At 69.5% G+C, this 20,869-nt stretch carries 15 protein-coding genes; 5 read left to right on the forward strand and 10 right to left on the reverse strand.

Features of this window, described 5'->3' with window-relative positions:
- Positions 1-19: 19 nt before the first annotated feature.
- The 3 genes from uvrC to LR394_RS10630 are packed head-to-tail and all read right to left on the reverse strand — an operon-like array spanning position 20 to position 5,507.
- Positions 20-2,110: an excinuclease ABC subunit UvrC gene (gene uvrC / locus LR394_RS10620; protein WP_231440528.1), complete on the reverse strand. Its 2,091-nt coding sequence runs from the start codon at positions 2,108-2,110 to the stop codon at positions 20-22.
- A 10-nt stretch (positions 2,111-2,120) separates the two neighbouring features.
- Entirely contained in the window at positions 2,121-4,556 is a 2,436-nt protein-coding gene (pepN, locus tag LR394_RS10625; RefSeq protein ID WP_231440529.1) for an aminopeptidase N, read from the reverse strand.
- A 33-nt stretch (positions 4,557-4,589) separates the two neighbouring features.
- Complete coding sequence (locus LR394_RS10630; RefSeq protein ID WP_231440612.1) at positions 4,590-5,507, reverse strand: phosphotransferase family protein; 918 nt, start codon at positions 5,505-5,507, stop codon at positions 4,590-4,592.
- Between the two features lie 386 nt (positions 5,508-5,893).
- Here LR394_RS10630 and metH point away from each other — a divergent pair, with 386 nt between their 5' ends.
- Positions 5,894-9,532 (forward strand): methionine synthase, encoded by a 3,639-nt coding sequence (metH, locus tag LR394_RS10635; protein ID WP_231440530.1) that lies wholly within the window; start codon positions 5,894-5,896, stop codon positions 9,530-9,532.
- Between the two features lie 107 nt (positions 9,533-9,639).
- Here metH and LR394_RS10640 read toward each other — a convergent pair whose 3' ends face one another.
- Positions 9,640-10,062, reverse strand: a complete 423-nt coding sequence (locus tag LR394_RS10640) for a DUF805 domain-containing protein (RefSeq protein WP_231440531.1) — start codon at positions 10,060-10,062, stop codon at positions 9,640-9,642.
- A 160-nt stretch (positions 10,063-10,222) separates the two neighbouring features.
- Entirely contained in the window at positions 10,223-10,996 is a 774-nt protein-coding gene (locus LR394_RS10645) for a class I SAM-dependent methyltransferase (RefSeq protein ID WP_231440532.1), read from the reverse strand.
- Between the two features lie 217 nt (positions 10,997-11,213).
- On the opposite strand from LR394_RS10645, the gene LR394_RS10650 reads away from it, so the two are divergent.
- Positions 11,214-11,906 (forward strand): alpha/beta fold hydrolase, encoded by a 693-nt coding sequence (locus tag LR394_RS10650; protein ID WP_231440533.1) that lies wholly within the window; start codon positions 11,214-11,216, stop codon positions 11,904-11,906.
- Positions 11,907-11,924: 18 nt separating this feature from the next.
- Here the strand turns inward: LR394_RS10650 and LR394_RS10655 are convergent, their stop codons facing one another.
- The gene (locus LR394_RS10655) at positions 11,925-12,371 is read right to left on the reverse strand and encodes a hypothetical protein (RefSeq protein WP_231440534.1); all 447 of its coding nucleotides are present in this window, start codon (positions 12,369-12,371) and stop codon (positions 11,925-11,927) included.
- Between the two features lie 196 nt (positions 12,372-12,567).
- Positions 12,568-15,744, reverse strand: a complete 3,177-nt coding sequence (gene uvrA / locus LR394_RS10660; protein WP_231440535.1) for an excinuclease ABC subunit UvrA — start codon at positions 15,742-15,744, stop codon at positions 12,568-12,570.
- 211 nt (positions 15,745-15,955) lie between these two features.
- Here uvrA and LR394_RS10665 point away from each other — a divergent pair, with 211 nt between their 5' ends.
- Both LR394_RS10665 and LR394_RS10670 read left to right on the forward strand, forming a co-directional pair.
- Complete coding sequence (locus LR394_RS10665) at positions 15,956-16,612, forward strand: MBL fold metallo-hydrolase (protein ID WP_407937020.1); 657 nt, start codon at positions 15,956-15,958, stop codon at positions 16,610-16,612.
- Positions 16,613-16,768: 156 nt separating this feature from the next.
- Positions 16,769-17,158 (forward strand): PLD nuclease N-terminal domain-containing protein, encoded by a 390-nt coding sequence (locus LR394_RS10670; RefSeq protein ID WP_231440537.1) that lies wholly within the window; start codon positions 16,769-16,771, stop codon positions 17,156-17,158.
- Positions 17,159-17,189: 31 nt separating this feature from the next.
- Here LR394_RS10670 and LR394_RS10675 read toward each other — a convergent pair whose 3' ends face one another.
- The 3 genes from LR394_RS10675 to LR394_RS10685 are packed head-to-tail and all read right to left on the reverse strand — an operon-like array spanning position 17,190 to position 20,037.
- A complete protein-coding gene (locus LR394_RS10675; RefSeq protein WP_231440538.1) occupies positions 17,190-18,536 on the reverse strand; it encodes a DUF3761 domain-containing protein in 1,347 nt (448 codons plus the stop codon).
- A 45-nt stretch (positions 18,537-18,581) separates the two neighbouring features.
- On the reverse strand, positions 18,582-19,289 hold the full coding sequence (locus LR394_RS10680) for a hypothetical protein (RefSeq protein ID WP_231440539.1): 708 nt from the start codon (positions 19,287-19,289) through the stop codon (positions 18,582-18,584).
- 49 nt (positions 19,290-19,338) lie between these two features.
- Positions 19,339-20,037: a class I SAM-dependent methyltransferase gene (locus LR394_RS10685; RefSeq protein ID WP_231440540.1), complete on the reverse strand. Its 699-nt coding sequence runs from the start codon at positions 20,035-20,037 to the stop codon at positions 19,339-19,341.
- A gap of 67 nt (positions 20,038-20,104) precedes the next feature.
- On the opposite strand from LR394_RS10685, the gene LR394_RS10690 reads away from it, so the two are divergent.
- Positions 20,105-20,854, forward strand: coding sequence for a TetR/AcrR family transcriptional regulator (locus LR394_RS10690; protein WP_231440541.1), 750 nt, complete (start codon positions 20,105-20,107; stop codon positions 20,852-20,854).
- Positions 20,855-20,869: the final 15 nt, after the last annotated feature.

Here is a 20,869-nt window from a genome sequence, read left to right on the forward strand (position 1 = left end):
CGATGTCGGGTGTTCGCGATCAGTCGAGCAGTTCCCCGGTGGCCATGTCCACCGCGACAGGCTTGTCCGCTATCGCCGTGTCTCCCGGGGCCGGGTTCAGGGTGTCGACCACCGCCTGGGCCACCTTCGGCCCGACGCCCTGGACCGAGGCGATCGCCTCGACCGAGGCGGTCCGCAGCTTCTTCACCGAGCCGAAGTGCGCCAGCAGCGCCTTCTTCCGGGCCGGACCGAGACCGGGCACGGCGTCGAGCTCGCTGGCCGTCATCGCGGTGCTGCGGCGCTGGCGGTGATGGGTGATCGCGAAGCGGTGCGCCTCGTCGCGCACCCGCTGCAGCAGGTACAGGCCCTCGCTGGAACGCGGCAGGATCACCGGCTGGTCGTCGTCCGGGATCCACACCTCCTCCAGCCGCTTGGCCAGGCCGCACAGGGCCACGTTCTGGATGCCGAGCTCACGCATCGCGGCGGCCGCGGCGGCCACCTGGGGAGCGCCGCCGTCGACCACCACCAGGTTGGGGGCGTAGGAGAACTTGCGCGGGCGACCGGTCTGCGGATCGATCGCGGTGGGCCGGCCCTCGGGCGCCTCGTCGTCGAGAGAGGGTGCCTGGTCGAGGATCTCGCCGGTGGCCGGGTCGGCCCCGGCGGTGAGCGCGGCGCCAGCCTCCTGCTCGCCGGCAATGGCCTCCTGCTCGCTCAGGAAGCGCCGGAACCGCCGGCTGATCACCTCCCGGATCGAGGCCACGTCGTCCGAGCTGCCCTCGGCCAGGCTCTTGATCGTGAACTTGCGGTACTCCGGCTTCTTGGCCAGGCCGTCCTCGAAGACCACCATCGAGGCGACCACGTTCGAGCCCTGGATGTGCGAGATGTCGTAGCACTCGATCCGCAGCGGCGCCTCGGGCAGGTCGAGCGCCTCCTGGATCTCCTGCAGCGCCTTGGACCGGGTGGTCAGGTCGCCCGCCCGGCGGGTCTTGTGCAGGGTGAGCGCCTGCCCGGCGTTGCGGGCCACCGTCTCCATCAGGGTGCGCTTGTCGCCGCGCTGCGGCACCCGGACCTCGACCCGGGAACCGCGCAGCCCGGACAGCCAGTCCTCCACCTCGCCGAGGGCCGGCGGCTCGTGCGGCACCAGCACCTCGCGCGGCACCGCCTCACCGTTGGTCTCGCTGCCGCCCTCGCCCCCGGTGTCGCCGTAGACCTGCTGCAGCAGGTGCTCGACCAGGTCGCCGGTGGTGACGTCCTCCACCTTCTCGACCACCCAGCCGCGCTGGCCCCGGATCCGGCCGCCGCGCACGTGGAACACCTGCACCGCGGCCTCGAGCTCGTCGTCGGCCAGGGCGAACACGTCGGCGTCGGTGCCGTCGGGCAGCACCACCGCGTTCTTCTCCATCGCCCGCGAGAGCGCCTGGATGTCGTCGCGCAGCCGGGCCGCCTGCTCGAACTCCAGGTCGTGCGAGGCCTGCAGCATGTCGCGCTCCAGGCGCTTGACGTAGCGCTCGGTGCGCCCGCCCATGAAGTCGCAGAAGTCCCCGGCCAGGCGCCGGTGCTGCTCGGCGTCGACCTTGCCCACGCACGGCGCCGAGCACTTGTCGATGTAGCCCAGCAGGCACGGCCGGCCGATCTGCCCGGCCCGCTTGAAAACCCCGTTGCTGCAGGTGCGGACCGGGAACACACGCAGCAGCAGATCCACCGTCTCGCGGATCGCCCAGGCGTGCGCGTAGGGCCCGAAGTACCGCGTGCCCTTGCGCTTGGCCCCGCGCATCACCTGCACCCGGGGGAACTCCTCGCCCATGGTGACGGCCAGGTACGGGTAGGACTTGTCGTCCCGGTACTTCACGTTGAACCGCGGGTCGTACTCCTTGATCCAGGAGTACTCCAGCTGCAGCGCCTCGACCTCGGTGTTCACCGTCGTCCACTCCACCGAGGCGGCGGTGAACACCATGGTCTGGGTGCGCGGGTGCAGCCCGGCCGGATCGGCGAAGTACGAGTTCAGCCGCTGCCGCAGGCTCTTGGCCTTGCCGACGTAGATGACCCGCCCGGACGAGTCACGGAACCGGTAGACGCCCGGTTGCTCGGGGATGGTTCCGACCGCCGGTCGGTACGTCGATGGATCAGCCACGCAAACAACCTTAGGCGCCCCCACCGACAGTCTCGCCCTGTGCCCGGGCCCGCAGCATCCGGGCGACCTCGTCGGCCCGGCTCGCCAGGGTGGTGGCCACCACCGGGGCGAGTCCGTCCTTGACCTCGGCGGCCCGGGCCACGAAGGCCTCGTCGATGCCGAAGACCGGGAAGAGCGCCGCGGTGAAGTACAGCCCGGGGATCATCCCGCCCTGGTGCAGGGTGGGCAGCAGGGTCAGGTACTGCTCGCCGTAACCGGCCAGGAGATCCTCCTGGCCGGGGCGCCAGAAGGCACTCATCACCGGGTAGACCGCGCCCAGCGGCAGGGTGTGCTCGACCACCGCCTGCCAGGTCTCGGCCTTGGCCGCGGCCGAGGGTGCGGCCGCCCGGACCGCGGCGGCCCGGTTCTTGGCGTCCGGGTCCGGGTCCTGGGCCAGCAGGTCCGCCACCGGGCCGGCGGTGTCCACCCCCAGCTCGGAAAGCCGGACCAGGGCCCGCCAGCGCAGGTCGATGTCGTCGCCGATCAGCTCTTCCACGTCGGTGGTGAACCGGGCGAGGGTGCGCAAGGCGGGCCGCCGCAGCTGGGGCTGATCGGCCAGCTGACGGCAGACCTCGGCCAATTGCTCGGCGCTGCGCTCACGCTGGGCGGCGGGTGTCCAGAGCTCGGCCGCGGCGGCCGCCATCTGTAGGTACGTCTCGACGATGGAGGGCGCGGTCTCGACCCGGAGCACCGCGACCAAGCCGTCCAGAGTCTGCTGAGCGCCAGCCTCTCCGGTGAGCAGAGCGTCCCACATTGATGTAGCGGCAACGGCCCGCGCGATGGTGGTGGGCAGTTTTCCGGCCGTCGCGGCCGACGCCACCGGGCGGGTCGAAGCAAACGTAAGGTCGTCGTCGTTCACCAGGTAGAAATCCGCTCCCTGGGGCAGATTCACCGGCGTGCGCTCGGACTGGACGTCTACCAGCTGAAGATCGGTGCGCTCCAACGCGTCACCCGTCACTGTGTAGGCACCGACGGCCAATACCTGCGGCCGCGGCGGTCCGGCCGGACCGCTCCCCACCAGCACCGGCTGCTCCCCCGTCAGGTCCAGGCTGAAACGGTCGGTGCCGGCGGTCTCCAGCCAGCCCTCCTTCCACACGTCCAGGTCTTTGCCCGAGGCGGCGGCAAGTTCGTCGATCAAGTCCTGCAACGTGGTGTTCCGCCAGGCGAAGCGGGCGAAGTACGAGGTCATCCCGGCCCGGAAGGCCTTCTCCCCCACGTACACCTGCAGCTGCCGCAGGGCGGAGGCGCCCTTGGGGTAGGTGATCGCGTCGAAGATCGACATCGCCTGCGCCACGTCGTGGATCGGCTGACGGATCGGGTGCGAGATCGGCCCCTGGTCGGCCAGGTAGGCCTCGACCTTGCCGTCGGTCAGGTGCCGGGACCAGACGTCAGTGTGCACGGTGGCCTCGGCGGCGGCCCAGTTGGCGGCGAACTCGGCGAACGACTCGTTCAGCCACAGGTCGTCCCACCAGCTCATCGTGACGATGTTGCCGAACCACATGTGGGCCATCTCGTGCAGCAGGATCCGGGCCTGCAGCTCGTCCTCGCCGGCCGAGGGCGTGCTGCGCCGCAGGTGCGAGTCCGACCAGGTCACGCAGCCGAAGTTCTCCATCGCGCCGCCGAACTCGGGGACGAACACCTGGTCGTAACGCGGCTGCGGGAAGGGCATCCCGAACTGCTCGCCGAAGAACCGCAGGCCCTGCGCGGTCACCGTGAACAGCTTCTCGGCGTCACGATCGAGCACCGCAGCCAGCGAACGGCGGCTGTACAGGCCCAGGTCGTAACCCTCGATCGTGCGCCGCACCTGATGGAACGGGCCGGCGTTGACCACCGTGTTGTACGGCGACAGCGGCGGGGTGGCGGCGAACTTCCAGACCGTGGACGTTCCGCTCGCCTCGGTCTCGGCGGTACCGGTGTTGCTGGTCACCGTCCACCCGGACGGGGCCTTCACGGTGAACGTGTGCGGCGCCTTCAGATCGGGCTGGTCGAAGCACGCCCAGACGTGCCGGGCCTGGTCCGGCTCGAAGCTCATCCACAGGTAGACCTCGCCGTCGGCCGGGTCCACCGCCTTGTGCACCCCGGCGCCCGCGCGGGTGTCGGCCTGCTCGCACTCCACCACCAGGGTGTTGTCCGCAGCCAGGTCCTCCAGGGTGAGCCGGGCCTCGTCCGCCGGGCCGAGTTCGCGGCCGTTGAGCGTGGCCCGCAGCACGGTCGCGGCGGCGTCGACGAAGGTGTGCGCGCCCGGCGTGCGGCAGGTGAAGGTGATCGTCGAGGTGGTGCGCACGTGCGGGCCGGTGGGCAGATCGGTCAGATCCACCGCGATGTCGTACCGCTGCACGCTCAGCAGTGCGGCGCGTTCGGCGGCCTCGGTCTGGGTCAGGCTCTTCACGTCGACCAACTCTCCCACGTCATGCGGCTATGCGATCGGACATTACGGACCCTACGCATCCAGCCGCGCGCGGAGCCAGCGCAACGCCGCATCTCCTTGAGATCGCTGAAAATCCCTCAGGGTTGGCAGGTTCTGCGGCACCGGCAGAGTCGAGCGATACAGGAAGAATCCGGCCGCGGCGGCCAAAACGGCATTCACGTCGTCGGCGGAGGCGTTCTGCGCCGGGCCGAACGACGCCCAGACCGCCTCCGGGTCGACCGTGCCGCCCATCGCCGCGCTGGGCAGCATCAGCAGCAGATCGCACCAGGCCGCACCGACCGCGGCGTGCGGCCAGTCGACCACCACCACAGCACCTTCGGGGGTAAGGAGCAGATTGTCGTCCCGCAGATCGATGTGAAGCAGCGTGTCACCGCGGGCGGCCTCGGGCCAGCGCGACTCCAGGGCCACCAGATCGGGCAGGTGCTCACGGGCCCAGGCGTCGGGTACCTCGGAGAGCTGGGCCGAGGCGGCGAACGAGCGCCATCCGGTGAAGTATTCGGCCACGGTCTCGGTCATCTGCGGCGCCACCGCCGGAGCCGGGGTCAGCGTTTCCGCCAGGCGTTCCAGCGCAGACACGACTCTGTTCAGTTCCGCCGCGTCCCAGGGAAAACGCGGGGGCACGCCATCAACGTCTTCCATCACCAGCACGACCCATTCCCCGTCGTCGTAGCTGTGCAGGAGCCGAGGCGTTGGAGCAGACAGCGGCAGGTACTCCATAACGGCGATCTCCCGCCGGTAAAGCACCGGCGCGTCCACGTTCCGCACAGCCCCCACCGCTTTGACAAACACCCGCCGGCCGTCACTCAGGAGCAGGCGCGAGGCCACCCCCGGCGAGAAGCCGCCGGGCTGTGACGTCTCCCCCACCACGGCCGCGCCGAGCCACTCCGTGACCTTGTCGCGGACGTGAGCCGGGATCTCTGACCAGAGCATTCGCACGCGCAGCAGTGTGCCGGGCGCCACACTCCCAGCGCCTGCGAATATTTCTGCCGACCACCGGACAAACCGTCACCGAACAGCGGCCCCGCACCCCCGCGTCCGCCGTCACCCCAACCGGTCGCTCAGGTGACCCGGCCGGCCTCGGTGCGCACCCCGTCCTCAAGCAGACGTGCGGAACTGGTGCCGCGAGCGCCACCCGCTCACCCGCAACTCGGCATTTGAGCCGTTACCACGTAAACTTTGAAGTCGGCCAGGGTCGAGAGGCGCTGCAACGGGCACTGCGGGAGCAGTTCCCGCCACGCTCACCTGCGGCTTAGTGCATCACAAGGGCGCCCCTCTCAGAACGAGTCGTCATCCGTGTCGGAGTGGGGTTGCAACAGATGAGTCAGGATCGTACGCGCGCGCTGCGCGAGCTTCTGGACAGCCGGATCGCCGTTCTGGACGGCGCCTGGGGCACGATGTTCCAGAACGCGAAGCTGTCCCCGGCCGACTACCAGGACGAGCGCCTGGCGAACCATCCGAAGGACGTCACCGGCGACCCGGACCTGCTCAACATCACCAAGCCCGAGGTGGTGCTGGACATCCACCGGCAGTACCTGAACGCCGGGGCCGACATCACCACCACCAACACCTTCACCGCCACCACGATCGGGCAGGCCGACTACGGCCTGGAGTCGTGGGTGCGCGAGATGAACCTCGAAGCGGCCCGGATCGCCCGCCAGGCGGCCGACGAGGCCTTCGAGAAGACCGGGGTGAAGCGCTTCGTGGCCGGTTCGGTCGGCCCGCTGAACGTCACCCTCTCGCTCTCGCCCAAGGTCGAGGACCCGGCCTACCGCGCGGTCACTTTCGAGCAGGTCTACACCTCGTACGCCGAGCAGATCGAGGCCCTGCGCGACGGCGGCGTGGACCTGCTGCTGATCGAGACGATCTTCGACACGCTGAACTCCAAGGCGGCCGCGGCCGCGGCCCAGGACGTCGCGCCCGATCTGCCGGTCTGGTTCTCGATCACGATCGTGGACGCCAGCGGCCGCACCCTCTCGGGGCAGACGGTGGAGGCCTTCTGGCGTTCCATCGAGCACGCGAACCCGCTCGTGGTGGGCGTGAACTGCGCGCTCGGGGCGGCCGAGATGCGGCCCTACGTGGCCGACCTGGCCCGGCTGGCCGGCACCTACACCGCCAGTCACCCCAATGCCGGCCTGCCCAACTCGTTCGGCGAGTACGAGCAGGAGCCGGGCGAGACCTCGCACCTGGTCGGCGGGTTCGCCAGTGACGGGCTGGTCAACGTGGTGGGCGGCTGCTGCGGCACCACCCCCGCGCACATCGCGGCGATCGCCTCCAAGGTCAGGGGCCTGGTGCCCCGGCAGGTGCCGCGGGTGCAGCCGCAGACCCGGTTCAGCGGTCTGGAGCCGATGAACATCACCGAGACCACCGGTTTCGTGATGATCGGTGAGCGCACCAACGTCACCGGCTCGGCCAAGTTCCGCCGGCTGATCGAGGCCGACGACTACCAGACGGCCGTGGAGGTCGCGCTGGACCAGGTCCGCGGCGGGGCCAACGTGCTCGACGTGAACATGGACGCCGACCTGCTGGACAGCCAGGAGGCGATGGTCACCTTCCTGAACCTGATCGCCACCGAGCCCGAGGTGGCGCGGATCCCGGTGATGGTCGACAGCTCGAAGTGGAGCGTGCTCGAGGCCGGGCTGCAGTGCCTGCAGGGCAAGGGGATCGTCAACTCGATCAGCCTGAAGGAGGGCGAGGAGGTCTTCCTCGAGCACGCCCGCCGGATCCGCCGGTACGGCGCGGGCGTGGTGGTGATGGCGTTCGACGAGACCGGCCAGGCCGACAACGCCGACCGCCGGGTGGAGATCTGCGGGCGAGCCTACGACCTGCTGGTCAACGAGGTCGGATTCCCGCCCGAGGACATCATCTTCGACCCGAACGTGCTGGCCGTGGCCACCGGGATGAGCGAGCACAACGACTACGCGCGGGCTTTCATCGAGTCGCTGCCGCGGATCAAGGAGCGCTGCCCGGGCGCCCGCCTGTCCGGCGGTATCTCCAACCTGTCGTTCGCCTTCCGCGGCAACAACGTGGTGCGCGAGTCGATGAACTCGGCGTTCCTGTTCCACGCGGTGCGCGCGGGCCTGGACATGGGCATCGTGAACGCCGGCCAGCTGGCGGTCTACGAGGACATCCCGAAGGACCTGCTCGAGCTGATCGAGGACGTGCTGTTCAACCGTCGCGAGGACGCCACCGACCGATTGGTGACGTTTGCGGGCACGGTGAGCGGTTCGGGCACCAAGCGGGTGGTCGACCTCTCGTGGCGCGAGGCGCCGGTGAACGAACGGCTCAGCTACGCCCTGGTGCACGGCAACGTGGACTACATCGAGGAAGACACCGAGGAGGCCCGGCAGCAGGCCGCGCGGCCGCTCGAGGTGATCGAGGGCCCGCTGATGGACGGGATGAAGGTGGTCGGCGACCTGTTCGGGGCCGGCAAGATGTTCCTGCCCCAGGTGGTCAAGAGCGCCCGGGTGATGAAGCGCGCGGTGGCCTACCTCGAGCCCTACATGGAGGCCGAGAAGGCCGAGATGCTGCGGCTGGGAAAGGTTCCGGCCGGGCGCAGCGCGCAGGGCAAGGTGGTCCTGGCCACGGTCAAGGGCGATGTGCACGACATCGGCAAGAACATCGTCGGGGTGGTGCTGGGCTGCAACAACTACGAGGTGATCGACCTCGGGGTGATGGTGCCGGCGGCTCGCATTCTTGAGACGGCGATCGCCGAGAACGCCGACGCGGTCGGCCTTTCCGGGCTGATCACGCCCTCGCTCGACGAGATGGTCACGGTGGCCGAGGAGATGCAGCGCAAGGGCATGAGCCTGCCGCTGCTGATCGGTGGTGCCACCACCTCACGCCAGCACACCGCGGTCCGGATCGCCCCGGCCTACGAGGGCACCACCGTGCACGTGCTGGACGCCTCCCGGGTGGTCGGGGTGACGTCGAAGCTGCTGAGCGCCGAGCAGAAGGCCGGTTTCGTCGCCGAGACCCGCACCGAGCAGGAACGGCTGCGCGAGGCGCACGCCAGCCGGCGCGCGAACCCGCTGCTCTCGCTCACCCAGGCCCGGCTGAACCCCGAGCCGGTGGACTTCTCCGAGATCCCCACCCCGGCCTTCACCGGGATGCGCACGGTGGACGCGGACCTGAACGAGCTGCGCTCCCTGGTCGACTGGACGTTCCTGTTCCTGGCCTGGGAGATCAAGGGCAAGTACCCGGCGGTGCTGGAGAACCCGGCGGCGCGTGAGCTCTGGGAGGACTCGCAGACCCTGCTCGACGAGATCATCGAGGCCGGGCACTTCACCGCCCAGGGCGCGTACGGGTTCTGGCCGGCGCATTCCGAGGGCGACGACATCGTGCTGCCGGAGCACGGGGTGAAGTTCCCGATGCTGCGCCAGCAGACGGTGAAGCCGGACGGCCGGCCCAACCGCTGCCTGTCCGACTACATCGCCCCGGCCGGATCGGGCGATCACCTGGGCGGTTTCGCGGTGGCCATCCAGGGTGCAGAGAAGCTCGCGGCCTCGTACGAGGCGCAGAACGACGACTACCGGGCGATCATGGTGAAGGCGCTGGCCGACCGGCTGGCTGAGGCGTTCGCCGAGCACCTGCACCTGCAGGCGCGGCGCGAGTGGTTCGAGCCGGACGCCCGGCCCGAGCTGGCCGACCTGCACGCCGAGCGCTTCCGGGGCATCCGGCCGGCGCTGGGCTACCCGGCCTCGCCCGATCACGCGCTCAAGACCGAGCTCTTCGATCTGCTGAAGGCGCCGCAGGTGGGCATCACGCTGACCGAGAGCTACGCGATGTCACCGGCCGCGGCGGTCAGCGGCCTGATCTTCGCCCACCCCTCCTCGCGGTACTTCACCGTGGGGCGGATCGGCTCGGACCAGGTGGCCGACTACGCCGAGCGGCGCGGGCTCAGCCGGGCCGCGGTGGAGAAGCTGCTGCGCCCGAACCTGGCCTACGACCCGGCCTGACCGGCCTGGATCTGGTTGAACTGAAACGGGTTTGAACCGGATCGGTTTCGAACGAGAGGACGCGTACGGGAACCGCCCGTACGCGTCCTCTTGTTTGGTTCGTGGCTCTACTGAACGAAGTCCGGCTGCCCGTAGGCCGGGTCGGCGTTCTTCGGGTTCGGGCCCCACTTGTTGGTCCCCTGCTCGCCTTCCAGCACCGCGAAGACGATGAGCACCAGGGCACCGAACGGCACCAGGCTGAGCAGCATCCACCAGCCGGTGCGGCCGATGTCGTGCAGGCGGCGGACCGCAACCGCCAGGCTCGGCAGGATCAGGCCGAAATAGACCACGGCGTAGATGATTCCGGCCACCACGATCGCGGCCGGGAACTCCTGGCCCGCCACCAGGCCGAGCGCCAGAACGATCGTGGCCACCGCGTTGATCAGGATCGAGGCCAGGCAGAACCACCAGTACTCCGAGCGCCGGGCGCGGCCCGAGAACTTGGCGTACTTACGCTTGAGAACCGTGACGACGGCCTCTGAGAACGACACGCAGCAACTCCTGATGAGGTGAGGAAGGGGAACGCGCACAGCGAGAACGGGCGCCGGATCCGACGCCCACCCCCGTGTGATCAGGAGAAGTATGAAGTGCGGCTAAAGACGCGGCCGGGCGTTTATGGTCACAACCGGGCAACGGTGCACCATGTGCCTCTTACGGCGCAGTGGCGAACACCACGATCCGCTGGATGCTGCCGAAGGTGGACAGCGAGCGAACGCTTTCGGCCTGGAGGTCGGCCAGTGCCGCGTCCTCGCCGTCGTTGGGCAGGCTGACCGCTTCCTCGTGCAGGGCCCGCTCGAGCGCCAGCCAGCGGGCCCGGCGGGCCACCACGATCTCGGTGAAGCCGGCGGCCTGCAGATCCCGGCGCAGATCGAGGTTGCGCAGCCGGGTCGGCAGGGCCGGATCCGGGCGGATGGCCTGCCAGGTGGTCAGGGCCAGCCGGCCACCCGGCCGGAGCACCCGGCGGAACTCGGTCAGGGCGTCGACCCGGGGCTCGGCGAACTGCACGGAGTCGGTGCACAGCAGCGCATCGACGGTGCTCTCGGCCAGCCCGGTACTGGTGAATGTGCCCTCGGTGAACTGGGCCCAGCCCTCCCCCAGCAACGTGGCCGCGGCCAGTTGTGCCTGCTTCAGCGCCACGGCGGAGAAGTCGACGCCGGAAAGCCTTGCTCCGCTGCGCTTTGCCACCGCTATGCCGTAGCCACCCCGGCCACAGGCAATGTCGGCGAGCAGACCTCCGGGGCTCAGGCGGAGTTCGGCGCTGATCTCGTCGAGCGCTTCCCAGGGCAGGAAACCGGTGATCGCGACATAGTCGGCCGGGGTGCCCAGGTGGCGCGCCTGGAGCGCGTCCTTGACCGGCGAGGTCTCCATGTCGGAGTACCAGCGGTCGAAGTAGACGCTGTCGAGGATGGGGGGCTGGTCTGACACGGGGACATCGTGACGTACGACCAATGCTCACGGATAGACCTTTTGTCCACTTACCGAGCGCACCCCCGCAACGGTCGCGCCGACGTCCCTGATTGGCCCCTCGACCGAAGCGGAGCGCTTCCACCGGCCTCCCGCTAAAGTTCCTGACGAAAGTCGTTGCGGGACAGGGTTCCTCATGCGACTTAGGGGACGAATGGGGCCACGGGGGGAGCCGAAGGTGGACGTACTGCTGGTGCACGGAGGCAGCCATGATGCGACTTGCTGGAAGCCGCTGGTTCACGCCCTGACCGCCTTGGGGATCAGCACTGCCACGGTCGATCTGCCCAGCGCCGCCGGCCCGGGTCATCCGCCCGCTGGTGTCGCTGAGGACGCTCGGGCGATCCGGGCCAGGCTGGTCGAGCACCACCCGCGCATGGTGCTGTGCCACTCCTACGGCGGCATCCCGACCACGGACGCGGTGCTGCCTTCCGACGGCGTCGAGTTGTTGATCTACCTGGCTGCCTTCATGCCGGCTGAAGGTGAGAGCGTGTGGACGGTGCCGCAGGCCGACCGCGGCGAGCCGACCTCGGAGTCCCGGGTGAGCGAGGACGGCCTCTACCTCGAGGCCACCGATCCGATCAGCATGTTCTACGGCACCACCCCGCGCAGGCTGGCCGAGCAGATGGTGCAGACCCTGCGGCCGCAGTCGATGCGCAGCTTCAGCGAGCCGGTCGGGCGGGCGGCCTGGCGGGACATCCCTTCCGCCTATCTGCTGACCTTGCAGGACAAGGCCATCGCACCGGCTCAGCAACGGCTGATGGCCGCGCGTGCCACTTCGGTGCAGGAGATCGACAGCGACCACTCGCCCCACCTGGGCATGCCCGGCGATGTGGCGTTGCGGGTGCGGGACCTGCTGTCTTCTCTGCGGTAGTTCTGTGACCGCCGGCGCTCAGCGGGAAGACACAGCCACCTGGTCCGGCAGCCGGCTGAAGGTGCAGTTCTCGCCGGCCACCACCAGGTGACTGCCTTCGGTCATCAGGCTGAGCACCTGGTTGGGGCGGTCCTTGCCGTCGTTGTCCAGGTCTCCGCCTTCGGCATCGGTCTGCTTCCAGAAGCAGTTGGCGATCACCTCACGGTCGAGGCCGCCGGAGTAGCGGCCGAGCTCGATGTCACGGCCGACGATGTAGCTGCCCGCGCCGAACGAAGTTGCCGCGGTGGCGGCGGGAGTGGGCTCGTGGAACACCAGCGCAGGTCGCTCCACCGTCCCGGCAACCTCGTCGGCGGATGTGCCGGAACCGCGCGCCACCATGACGCCGGCCAGCACCAAGCCGGCCACCACCACCCCGGAGACGGCTACCCCAGTCAGCACCCGCGTCTGTCGACTCTGCTCCGCCACTGCTCGCGCTCCTGCCACTCCGATGGCGCTGACCTGGGAAGATGCGATCTTGGGAGGCAAGGTCGGCGCCGGGGCGGACATCCTGACCGATGGCCACGAAGTCCGTCAACGACGGGTGAGAGCCGTCACCCCGCCGAAACGCGGAATGCTGCGCGAGAGCCCTTCCGGGCTCCCGCGCAGCATTCCGCCGGTGGGGTTATCGACGCCGGGTGCTCACCTTTTCGGTGGTGTCCAGGTCGATCCGCTTGGCCGCGGTCCGGGCCGCCGTCACCTTCTTGGCCGGAGCCTTCTTCGCCGCCGGCTTCGTAGCGGCCGTCTTGGCGGCCGGGGCTGTCTTCGCGGCTGTTGTGCTCTTGGCCGCTGCCCTGGCCACTGGCGCCTTGGCCCCTGCTGCCTTGGTGGCCGTCTTGGTGGCCGGTGCCTTCGCCGGAGCCGTCTTGCTGGTGGCCGTCTTACGGGCTCCGGCCGTTGCGGCCGCCACCGGCCGGGTCTTCTTGATCGCCGCCACCCGGGCCTCGACCGCGTTCGGGTTCTCGATCTCGAGGAGGTCGGCCAGGAACTGGCCGGTGTGGCTCTCCGGCACGGCCGCCACGTCTTCCGGGGTGCCCTCGGCGACCAGGGTGCCGCCGCCGCTGCCGCCCTCCGGCCCGAGGTCGACGATCCAGTCGGAGCTCTTGATCACGTCGAGGTTGTGCTCGATCACGATCACCGAGTTGCCCTTGTCGACCAGGCCCTGCAGCACCACCAGCAGCTTGCGGATGTCCTCGAAGTGCAGACCGGTGGTCGGCTCGTCGAGCACGTAGACGCTGCGGCCGGTGGAGCGCTTCTGCAGCTCGCTGGCCAGCTTGACCCGCTGGGCCTCACCACCCGACAGGGTCGGCGCGGGCTGGCCGAGCCGCACGTAGCCCAGGCCGACGTCGACCAGGGTGCGCAGGTGCCGGGCGATCGCCGGGACCGCCTCGAAGAACTCCGCGGCCTCCTCGATCGGCATGTCCAGCACGTCGGCCACGGTCTTGCCCTTGAAGTGCACCTCCAGGGTCTCCCGGTTGTACCGGGCCCCGTGGCAGACCTCGCACGGCACGTAGACATCGGGCAGGAAGTTCATCTCGATCTTGATCGTGCCGTCACCGGAGCACGCCTCGCAGCGCCCACCCTTGACGTTGAACGAGAACCGGCCGGGCTGGTAGCCGCGGACCTTGGCCTCCTGGGTCTGCGCGAACAGCTTGCGCACGTGGTCCCAGACCCCGGTGTAGGTGGCCGGGTTGGAGCGCGGGGTGCGGCCGATCGGGCTCTGGTCGACGTGGACCACCTTGTCCAGGTGCTCCAGGCCCTTGACCGTCTTGTGCCGGCCGGGCACCTGGCGGGCACCGTTCAGCTTGTTCGCCAGCACTGTGTACAGGATGTCGTTGACCAGCGTGGACTTACCGGAACCGCTGACCCCGGTGACCGAGACCAGGCAGCCCAGCGGGAACGAGACGTCCAGGCCCTTGAGGTTGTGCTCGCGGGCGCCGACCACGGTGAGCTGACGCTTCGGGTCGCGCGGGCGGCGGATCTGCGGGATCTCGATCGCCTTGCGCCCGGACAGGTACATGCCGGTGAGCGATTCCGGGTGCTCGTACAGTTCTTTCACGGTGCCGGAGTGCACCACGTGACCACCGTGCTCACCGGCACCCGGGCCGATGTCGACCGCCCAGTCGGCCGCGCGGATCGTGTCCTCGTCGTGCTCGACCACGATCAGCGTGTTGCCCAGGTTGCGCAGCCGGGTCAGCGTGTCGATCAGCCGCCGGTTGTCGCGCTGGTGCAGGCCGATGCTCGGCTCGTCCAGCACGTACAGCACACCGACCAGACCGGAACCGATCTGGGTGGCCAGCCGGATGCGCTGCGCCTCACCGCCGGACAGCGTGCCGGCCGCCCGGTCGAGCGAGAGGTAGGTCAGGCCGACGTCGAGCAGGAAGCCGATCCGGGCGTGGATCTCCTTCAGCACCTGGTCGGCGATCTGCTTCTCGCGCTTGTTCAGCTGCAGCGAACCGAGGAACTCGGCCGCCTCGGCCAGCGGCAGCGAGCAGACCTCGGCGATCGACCGGCCGCCGACGGTGACCGCGAGCACCTCAGGCTTGAGCCGGGTGCCCTTGCAGACCGGGCACGGGATCTCGCGCATGAAACCCTCGTACCGCTCCCGGCTCCACTCCGACTCCGTCTCGGAGTGGCGGCGCTGGATGAACGGGATGACACCCTCGAAACCCGTGGTGTACGAGCGTTCCCGGCCGAACCGGTTCTTGAACTTGACGTGGACCTCGTAGTCCTGCCCCTCGAGCAGAGCCTTCTTGGCCCGTTCGGGCAGCGCCCGCCACGGCGTGTTCACGGTGAAGCCGAGGTCCTTGCCGAGCGCCTTCATCAGCCGCAGGAAGTACTCGGCCGAGCCTTGGGTCCAGGGCACGATCGCGCCCTCGGCCAGAGTCAGGTCCTCGTCGGGGACCAGCAGTTCCGGGTCGACCTCGAGCTTGACCCCGATGCCGGTGCACTCGCCGCAGGCCCCGAACGGGTTGTTGAACGAGAACACCCGCGGCTCGATGTCGTCGATCGCGATCGGGTGCTCGTTGGGGCAGGCCATCTTCTCGCTGAAGCGGCGCTCGCGGCCCGGGGAGCCCTCCGGCTCGTCCACCATCTCGGCCACCACGATGCCGTTGGCCAGCAGCAGAGCCGTCTCGACCGAGTCGGTCAGGCGCTGCTTGGACGAGGCCTTGGCGGCCAGCCGGTCGACCACCACCTCGATGGTGTGCTTGTAGCGCTTGTCCAGGGTGGGCGAGTCGGCCAGCGAGACCACGTCACCGTCGACCCGGGCCCGGGAGAACCCCTTGGTCTGCAGATCGGCGAACAGGTCGACGAACTCGCCCTTGCGGGCGCGCACCACCGGGGCCAGCACCTGGAACCGGGTGCCCTCGGGCAGGTCGAGCAGCCGGTCGACGATCTGCTGCGGGGTCTGCTTGGTGATCGCCTCGCCGCAGGTCGGGCAGTGCGCCCGGCCGGCCCGGGCCCAGAGCAGGCGCAGGTAGTCGTACACCTCGGTGATCGTGCCCACCGTGGAGCGCGGGTTACGCGACGTGGACTTCTGGTCGATCGAGACGGCCGGGGAAAGGCCCTCGATGAAGTCGACGTCGGGTTTGTCCATCTGGCCGAGGAACTGACGGGCGTAGGCGGACAGCGACTCGACGTACCGGCGCTGCCCCTCGGCGAAGATGGTGTCGAACGCCAGAGAGGACTTGCCCGACCCGGACAGACCGGTGAAAACCACCAGCGCGTCACGAGGAAGATCGAGCGAGACGTCCTTGAGGTTGTGCTCGCGGGCTCCGCGAACGATAAGTCGGTCACTCACGACGGACATGCTAGGTGCCACCACCGACAGTCTTCGCGTCGAACCGGCCCATCGCCGTCCGGCGAGTGGACATCAGGCACCAGAGCACCGGAAAAGGACTCGGGATCGCCCGGCGTCGAGCCGGGCGATCAGGGTGCCGGACCCGATGGATCACCCGGCGATGTCGCGGTCCCGGGTCCGGGTGGGCCTGGTGGGCTGGCAGGGTATGCCCATGGTCTACAGCGGAGAAGTCACCCATGGCGGGCCTGCGGACGTTCGTGATCTGCCCGACGCGGTGATCCGGAAGGCGAGCGTCTCGCCGCAGGACAACAACACGTACCTGATCACCTGCCGGGCCACCGGCGAGCAGTTGCTGATCGACGCGGCCGAGGACGCGGAGCGGATCAGCACCCTGATCGGCGAGGGCGGTGGGGTGCTGCGCGGCATCGTGACCACGCACCAGCACTGGGACCACCACCGCGCCCTGGCCGAGGTCGCCGCCGTCACCAAGGCGCCGACACTGGCCGGCGAGGAGGACGCCGATGCACTGCCGGTGCAGCCCGACGTGCGGCTGCGGCACGGTGACAAGGTCGCGATCGGTGAGCTGACCCTGGAAGTGGTGCACCTGCGGGGGCACACCCCGGGCTCGATCACCTTGGTGCTGACCAGTTCCGACGGCAGCGTGCACGCTTTCACCGGGGACAGTTTGTTTCCGGGCGGAGTCGGCAAGACGACGCAGGACACCTTCCCGTCACTGATCGCGGACGTGGAGCAGCGGCTGTTCGACGTCTACCCGGACGAGACCTGGATCTACCCGGGGCACGGCAAGGACACCACGCTGGGGGTCGAGCGCCCGCACCTGGCGGCGTGGCACGAGCGCGGCTGGTGATGGTGTGGCCCGGGGTGCCTGAGGCCGGCCGGCTGAGGCGGCCCCGGGCCACCGACTCGGCAGTAGCCGCCCGGCACAGCCAAGCCATAGGATCCGGCCCGGCACCTGCCGTCCGACAGCTCGCATCACGAGCTCGATGCGAGGAGAACGACCGCCGTGATCCGGTTCCTGCCCGTTCTGATCCAGCTCGCGCTGATGATCTTCTGCCTGATCGAGTGCATCCAGACCGACTCCGACCGGGTCCGTAACCTGCCCAAGGTCGGCTGGATCCTGCTGATCCTGTTCTTCCCGATCGTCGGTGGGATCGCCTGGCTGGTGGCCGGGCGGCCCAAGGATGCGGCCGGTAATCAGGTGGCCTGGCGTTCCACCGGGACCGCGGGGTTCCCGGAGTACGAGCGGCCGCAGACCCACCGGGCCGCCACCGATGCGATCGACGAGCAGTTGCGCCGGGATCAGGAGCGCGTGGACCGCGAGCACGACGAGGCGTTGCGCAAGTGGCGTGAGAGCCGGGGCGAGGATCCCGGGACCGAACCGCAGAAGCCGTGACACCCGTCCGTTGCTCGCAATTGCCTGCCGGTCAACGAGATTCGGAACAGCGACGGTAGTAGGTGCGGTTCTCGCTCCCAAGGTAAGGCCGGCCCTTCTCCCAGCTGATCTGGAACCGGATTGTGACGCGCCGGCAGTCGGCCACGGTACGGCCATGAGTGGCGTCGGAGTGCTCGTCGACGCTGACGATCACCAGCTCCGGCCGACGCCGCGGCTTGGCCGAGTGCAGTTCGAAGTTCCGGTAGATCTTCCCCCGAAATCGTTCTGACCAGGGCTGCACCGCTGCGGCCGATTGCCGCTGGCCGGGACTGAGGTTCCGGAAGGCGTCGCGGTAGGAACCCTGGGACAACGACCGGTAGTAGGACCTCATCCGCGCCCGCACCAGCTTCTCGCGTTCGGTGTCGCCCTCCGGCGACTGGGGTTCGAGACCGGAGCGCGCCCGGGTCGGTTCGGGGGTCGATTCGGGAGTGGGTGCGGGCGTCGAAGAACTATGGACGTCGATGCTGGCTGATCCGGCGATCCCACCATGGTGGGAACAGGCCCCCTGAGCGTGCTGGGCGTAGCTGATCGCCCCGTCCGCGCAGATGAAACTCGGCGTATCGCCGGGACCGTAGTCCTGACCCGAACCACCGCCCGCACCCGGGTGTCGGGCCGAACTACTTGCGCCCAGGTACGGTTCGGCGGCCTCGTCCTGAACGCCTAAGTCGTGTTCGGGGCTGGACGCGGCGACGGGGAAGTCACCTTCGGCGGTCGGAGTGAGCAGGTGGACCAGGCCGAAGAGCAGGGACGCCGCCACCACCGCGGCACCCGCCCGTGGGACGGCGAACTTGATGGCACCGAGCAGACGCAGCCGTAACGCTGACATCCGGGCGGGGCCCGCGAGCAGGCAGACCGCACAGGTCTGGCGAGGCACGACGCTCAGCTCACGGGTCTGCTGCCGGTCGGGCTGCAACCACCAGGGCCGGTTCCGGGTGTGCGTGCAGGGTGCGAGGGCTTCGGCCTTCTCGCGGGCGCGCTTGACCCAGTCCAAGGTCAGGCACCGGCGGCACAGGACGGCGGGAGAATCCTGCACCGCTACCGGAGCCAGACCCTGACAGGTACCGCAACGACTGGTGGGCCAGTTCAGCAGTTCAAGGATGTCCTTGTACGCGGCCGACTGCTGCTTGGTCGCGGGATCAGGAAGAGCGCGGCCCTCCTCCATCGCGTGCAACAGCTGCCATGCGTAGGCCTTCTTGTCGGCCAGCCGCATCCGTCCGATGAAGGCCCGGGTCTCCGGCAGAGTCACGGCCAGATCGGTCTGCCGTGGTTGCGGCGGACGACGGGGAGCCGAATGGTTAAGACGCCGGTAGCGAGCCACCGACTCATCATCCCGGTCCATGGTGAAAAGGGTGGTGAAAACGGGAATTCTGAGGTCTCGGGCCGATCAGGGGCAGTTCAGCCGCAGCACGTAGAACGGGCCCGACTCCGGCGAACTGTCTTCGGGCCCGGGCAGTACCTCCGGTGGCAGCACCACCCTTTCGATCTCGGTCAGCGCGCCCAGGTCGCCGCTCCAGGTGAGCCGGTAGTCGCCCGCCTGGAAGGGCTGCGAGCCGTCGATCGTGGCGAAGGTGGTGACCTTGTGGGCCAGGCCCCAGGAACCGTCGGACTGGTACAGCGAACCGCCGCCCGCCCGCAGGAAGCTGTTCTCCCCCGCGATCACCAGGCATCCCCTGGGGGCCGGCGGGTTCAGCACGGTGGTGTTGGACGAGTACAGCAGGTGGGCGCCCTCGACCACGGTACTCAGCAGCAGCGCGGTCAGGACCAGCAACTTCCGGGCGGTGGCCGGGAGGAGTTTGTCCAGCCGGGTGAGAACCGGTTTGCCCGTGGCGACCACCCGGCGGGCACCGGGCCAGCGCCGCCGGGCGACCCCGAGCGAACCCAGGGCCACCGCGGCGAAGGCGAAGACCTCGACCGGGACCCGGCCGGGCAGAACGACACCGCCGAGCACGATCAGGATCCCGCCGGTCAGGTCGGCCAGCCAGAACGTGAAGGACGCGATGGCGCTGAAGGCCGCAGCCAGCCACCAGCCCGTGCCCGCGACCGGCACGACATGACTGCCGCGCGCGAGCCTTGTGGGCGTTTCGTCCCGCATGCCCGGATCGTGACACGGCCGCAGGCTTTTTGCGATGCCTTCCGGGCGCTCAGCGGATGAACGCGAACAACCTCCGCGCCGTATCGAGCGGCACCGCCTCGCCGGCGTACTCCATGACCCCCAGGGCCGGGCGCTCGTCGCGCTCCAGCGCCTCGTAGGCGATCTCGCGGAAACCCGCAGCGGCGAACCAGCCCCGCACGCTGTCGTTCAGGTCGTGGATGTCCTCGTCCCGCCCGCGCGACCAGATCAGCCGGGCCCCCGGACGACAGAAGGCTCCGGCCGACCGGATGGTGCGCTCGAGATCCTCGGTGCTGATGTTGCCGAAGATCCCCACCATGAGCACCAGATCGGCCGGGATCAACCCCTGGTACAGCGCGGCGTCACCGGCATCGGCCTGGAGAACCCGCAGCCGCAGCCCGTGCTCGGCGGCCGCCGCCCGGGCCCGGCCGCCGAGCACCGGATCGATCTCGACGAGCGTGGCCCGGACCCGGTCCGCATCCGGCCGGGCCGAGAGCACGCCGATCAGATCGCGCCCGTCGCCCGCGCACAGGCTCAGGGCCGTCAGCTCACGCCCGGCCGCCGCATCGAGCGCCAGGTCCACCGCATCGAGCGCCAGGTCCGCCACGTCGAACGCCAGGTCGAGGGCGAGCCCGATGTGGTGCCGGACCCGGGACAGCCGCCAGGCCAGAGCCGACCCGGACCGCTCGTATTCGTCGTGCCAGGACACGTAATCCCGGATCTCCCCCATGCCGGGATCCTCGCATGCCTGTCCACCTCCGGCAAAAAACGCTACGCAAATGCCGTATCATCGATCCATGACGCCCGCGGAGAAGACAGCCCCTCGCTCCCCTCGCGCCGACGACGACTCCGCGCTCCGGACGGCGATGCTCCAGGCCGCGGAACGACTGCTGGCCGAGTCCACCGACAACGACATCGCCACCCGCGCGGTGTGCGAGGCGGTGGGGGCCACCCAGCCGCGGCTGTACCGGCTCTTCGGCGACAAGCGCGGCCTGCTCGACGCGGTGGCCGACGCGGGCTTCGAGCGCTACGCCCGGCACAAGGCCCAGCTGGAGCAGACCGCCGACCCGGTGGCCGACCTGTACGTCGGCTGGGACGACCACATGGCCTTCGCGATGGCCAATCCGGCGCTGTACCAGCTGATGTTCACGCCCCGGCCGCGCTCGCACAGCCAGGCCCGGACCCGCATCCTCGAACTCCTCGGGGCCGCGCTGCTGCGCTGCTCCGCGGTGGGCGCGCTCAAGGTCGAGGTGGACCAGGCCGCCCAGCTGATCCTCTCGGCCAACGTCGGGGTCGCGTTCAACCGGATCGCCCAGCCCGGCCTGTTCCCCGAAAGCCTGTCCCACCAGGCCCGCGACGCCGTGTTCGGGGCCGTGCTCACCGAGCCGGCCACCAGCGTCCTGGAGCACCCGATCTCCGACGCCGCCCGTCAGCTGCACTCCCAGCTGGCGCTGAACGGCAGCGGGGCGCTGGAGTCCGAGGAGACCTCGCTGCTGGTGCGCTGGCTGGAACGCATCGTCAAGGACGTACCGCGCAGCGGGAAGTGATCCGGGGGCCGGCGA

Source organism: Kineosporia babensis (assembly GCF_021129305.1).
GTDB classification, from domain to species: domain Bacteria; phylum Actinomycetota; class Actinomycetes; order Actinomycetales; family Kineosporiaceae; genus Kineosporia; species Kineosporia babensis.

Excerpts from the sequence above, each read along its gene's own strand:
- LR394_RS10630 (WP_231440612.1), bottom strand. The coding sequence starts at position 5,507 with ATGCTCTGGTCAGAGATCCCGGCTCACGTCCGCGACAAGGTCACGGAG.
- metH (WP_231440530.1), top strand. The coding sequence starts at position 5,894 with ATGAGTCAGGATCGTACGCGCGCGCTGCGCGAGCTTCTGGACAGCCGG.
- LR394_RS10665 (WP_407937020.1), top strand. The coding sequence starts at position 15,956 with ATGGTCTACAGCGGAGAAGTCACCCATGGCGGGCCTGCGGACGTTCGT.
- LR394_RS10675 (WP_231440538.1), bottom strand. The coding sequence starts at position 18,536 with ATGGACCGGGATGATGAGTCGGTGGCTCGCTACCGGCGTCTTAACCAT.
- LR394_RS10680 (WP_231440539.1), bottom strand. The coding sequence starts at position 19,289 with ATGCGGGACGAAACGCCCACAAGGCTCGCGCGCGGCAGTCATGTCGTG.
- LR394_RS10685 (WP_231440540.1), bottom strand. The coding sequence starts at position 20,037 with ATGGGGGAGATCCGGGATTACGTGTCCTGGCACGACGAATACGAGCGG.
- LR394_RS10690 (WP_231440541.1), top strand. The coding sequence starts at position 20,105 with ATGACGCCCGCGGAGAAGACAGCCCCTCGCTCCCCTCGCGCCGACGAC.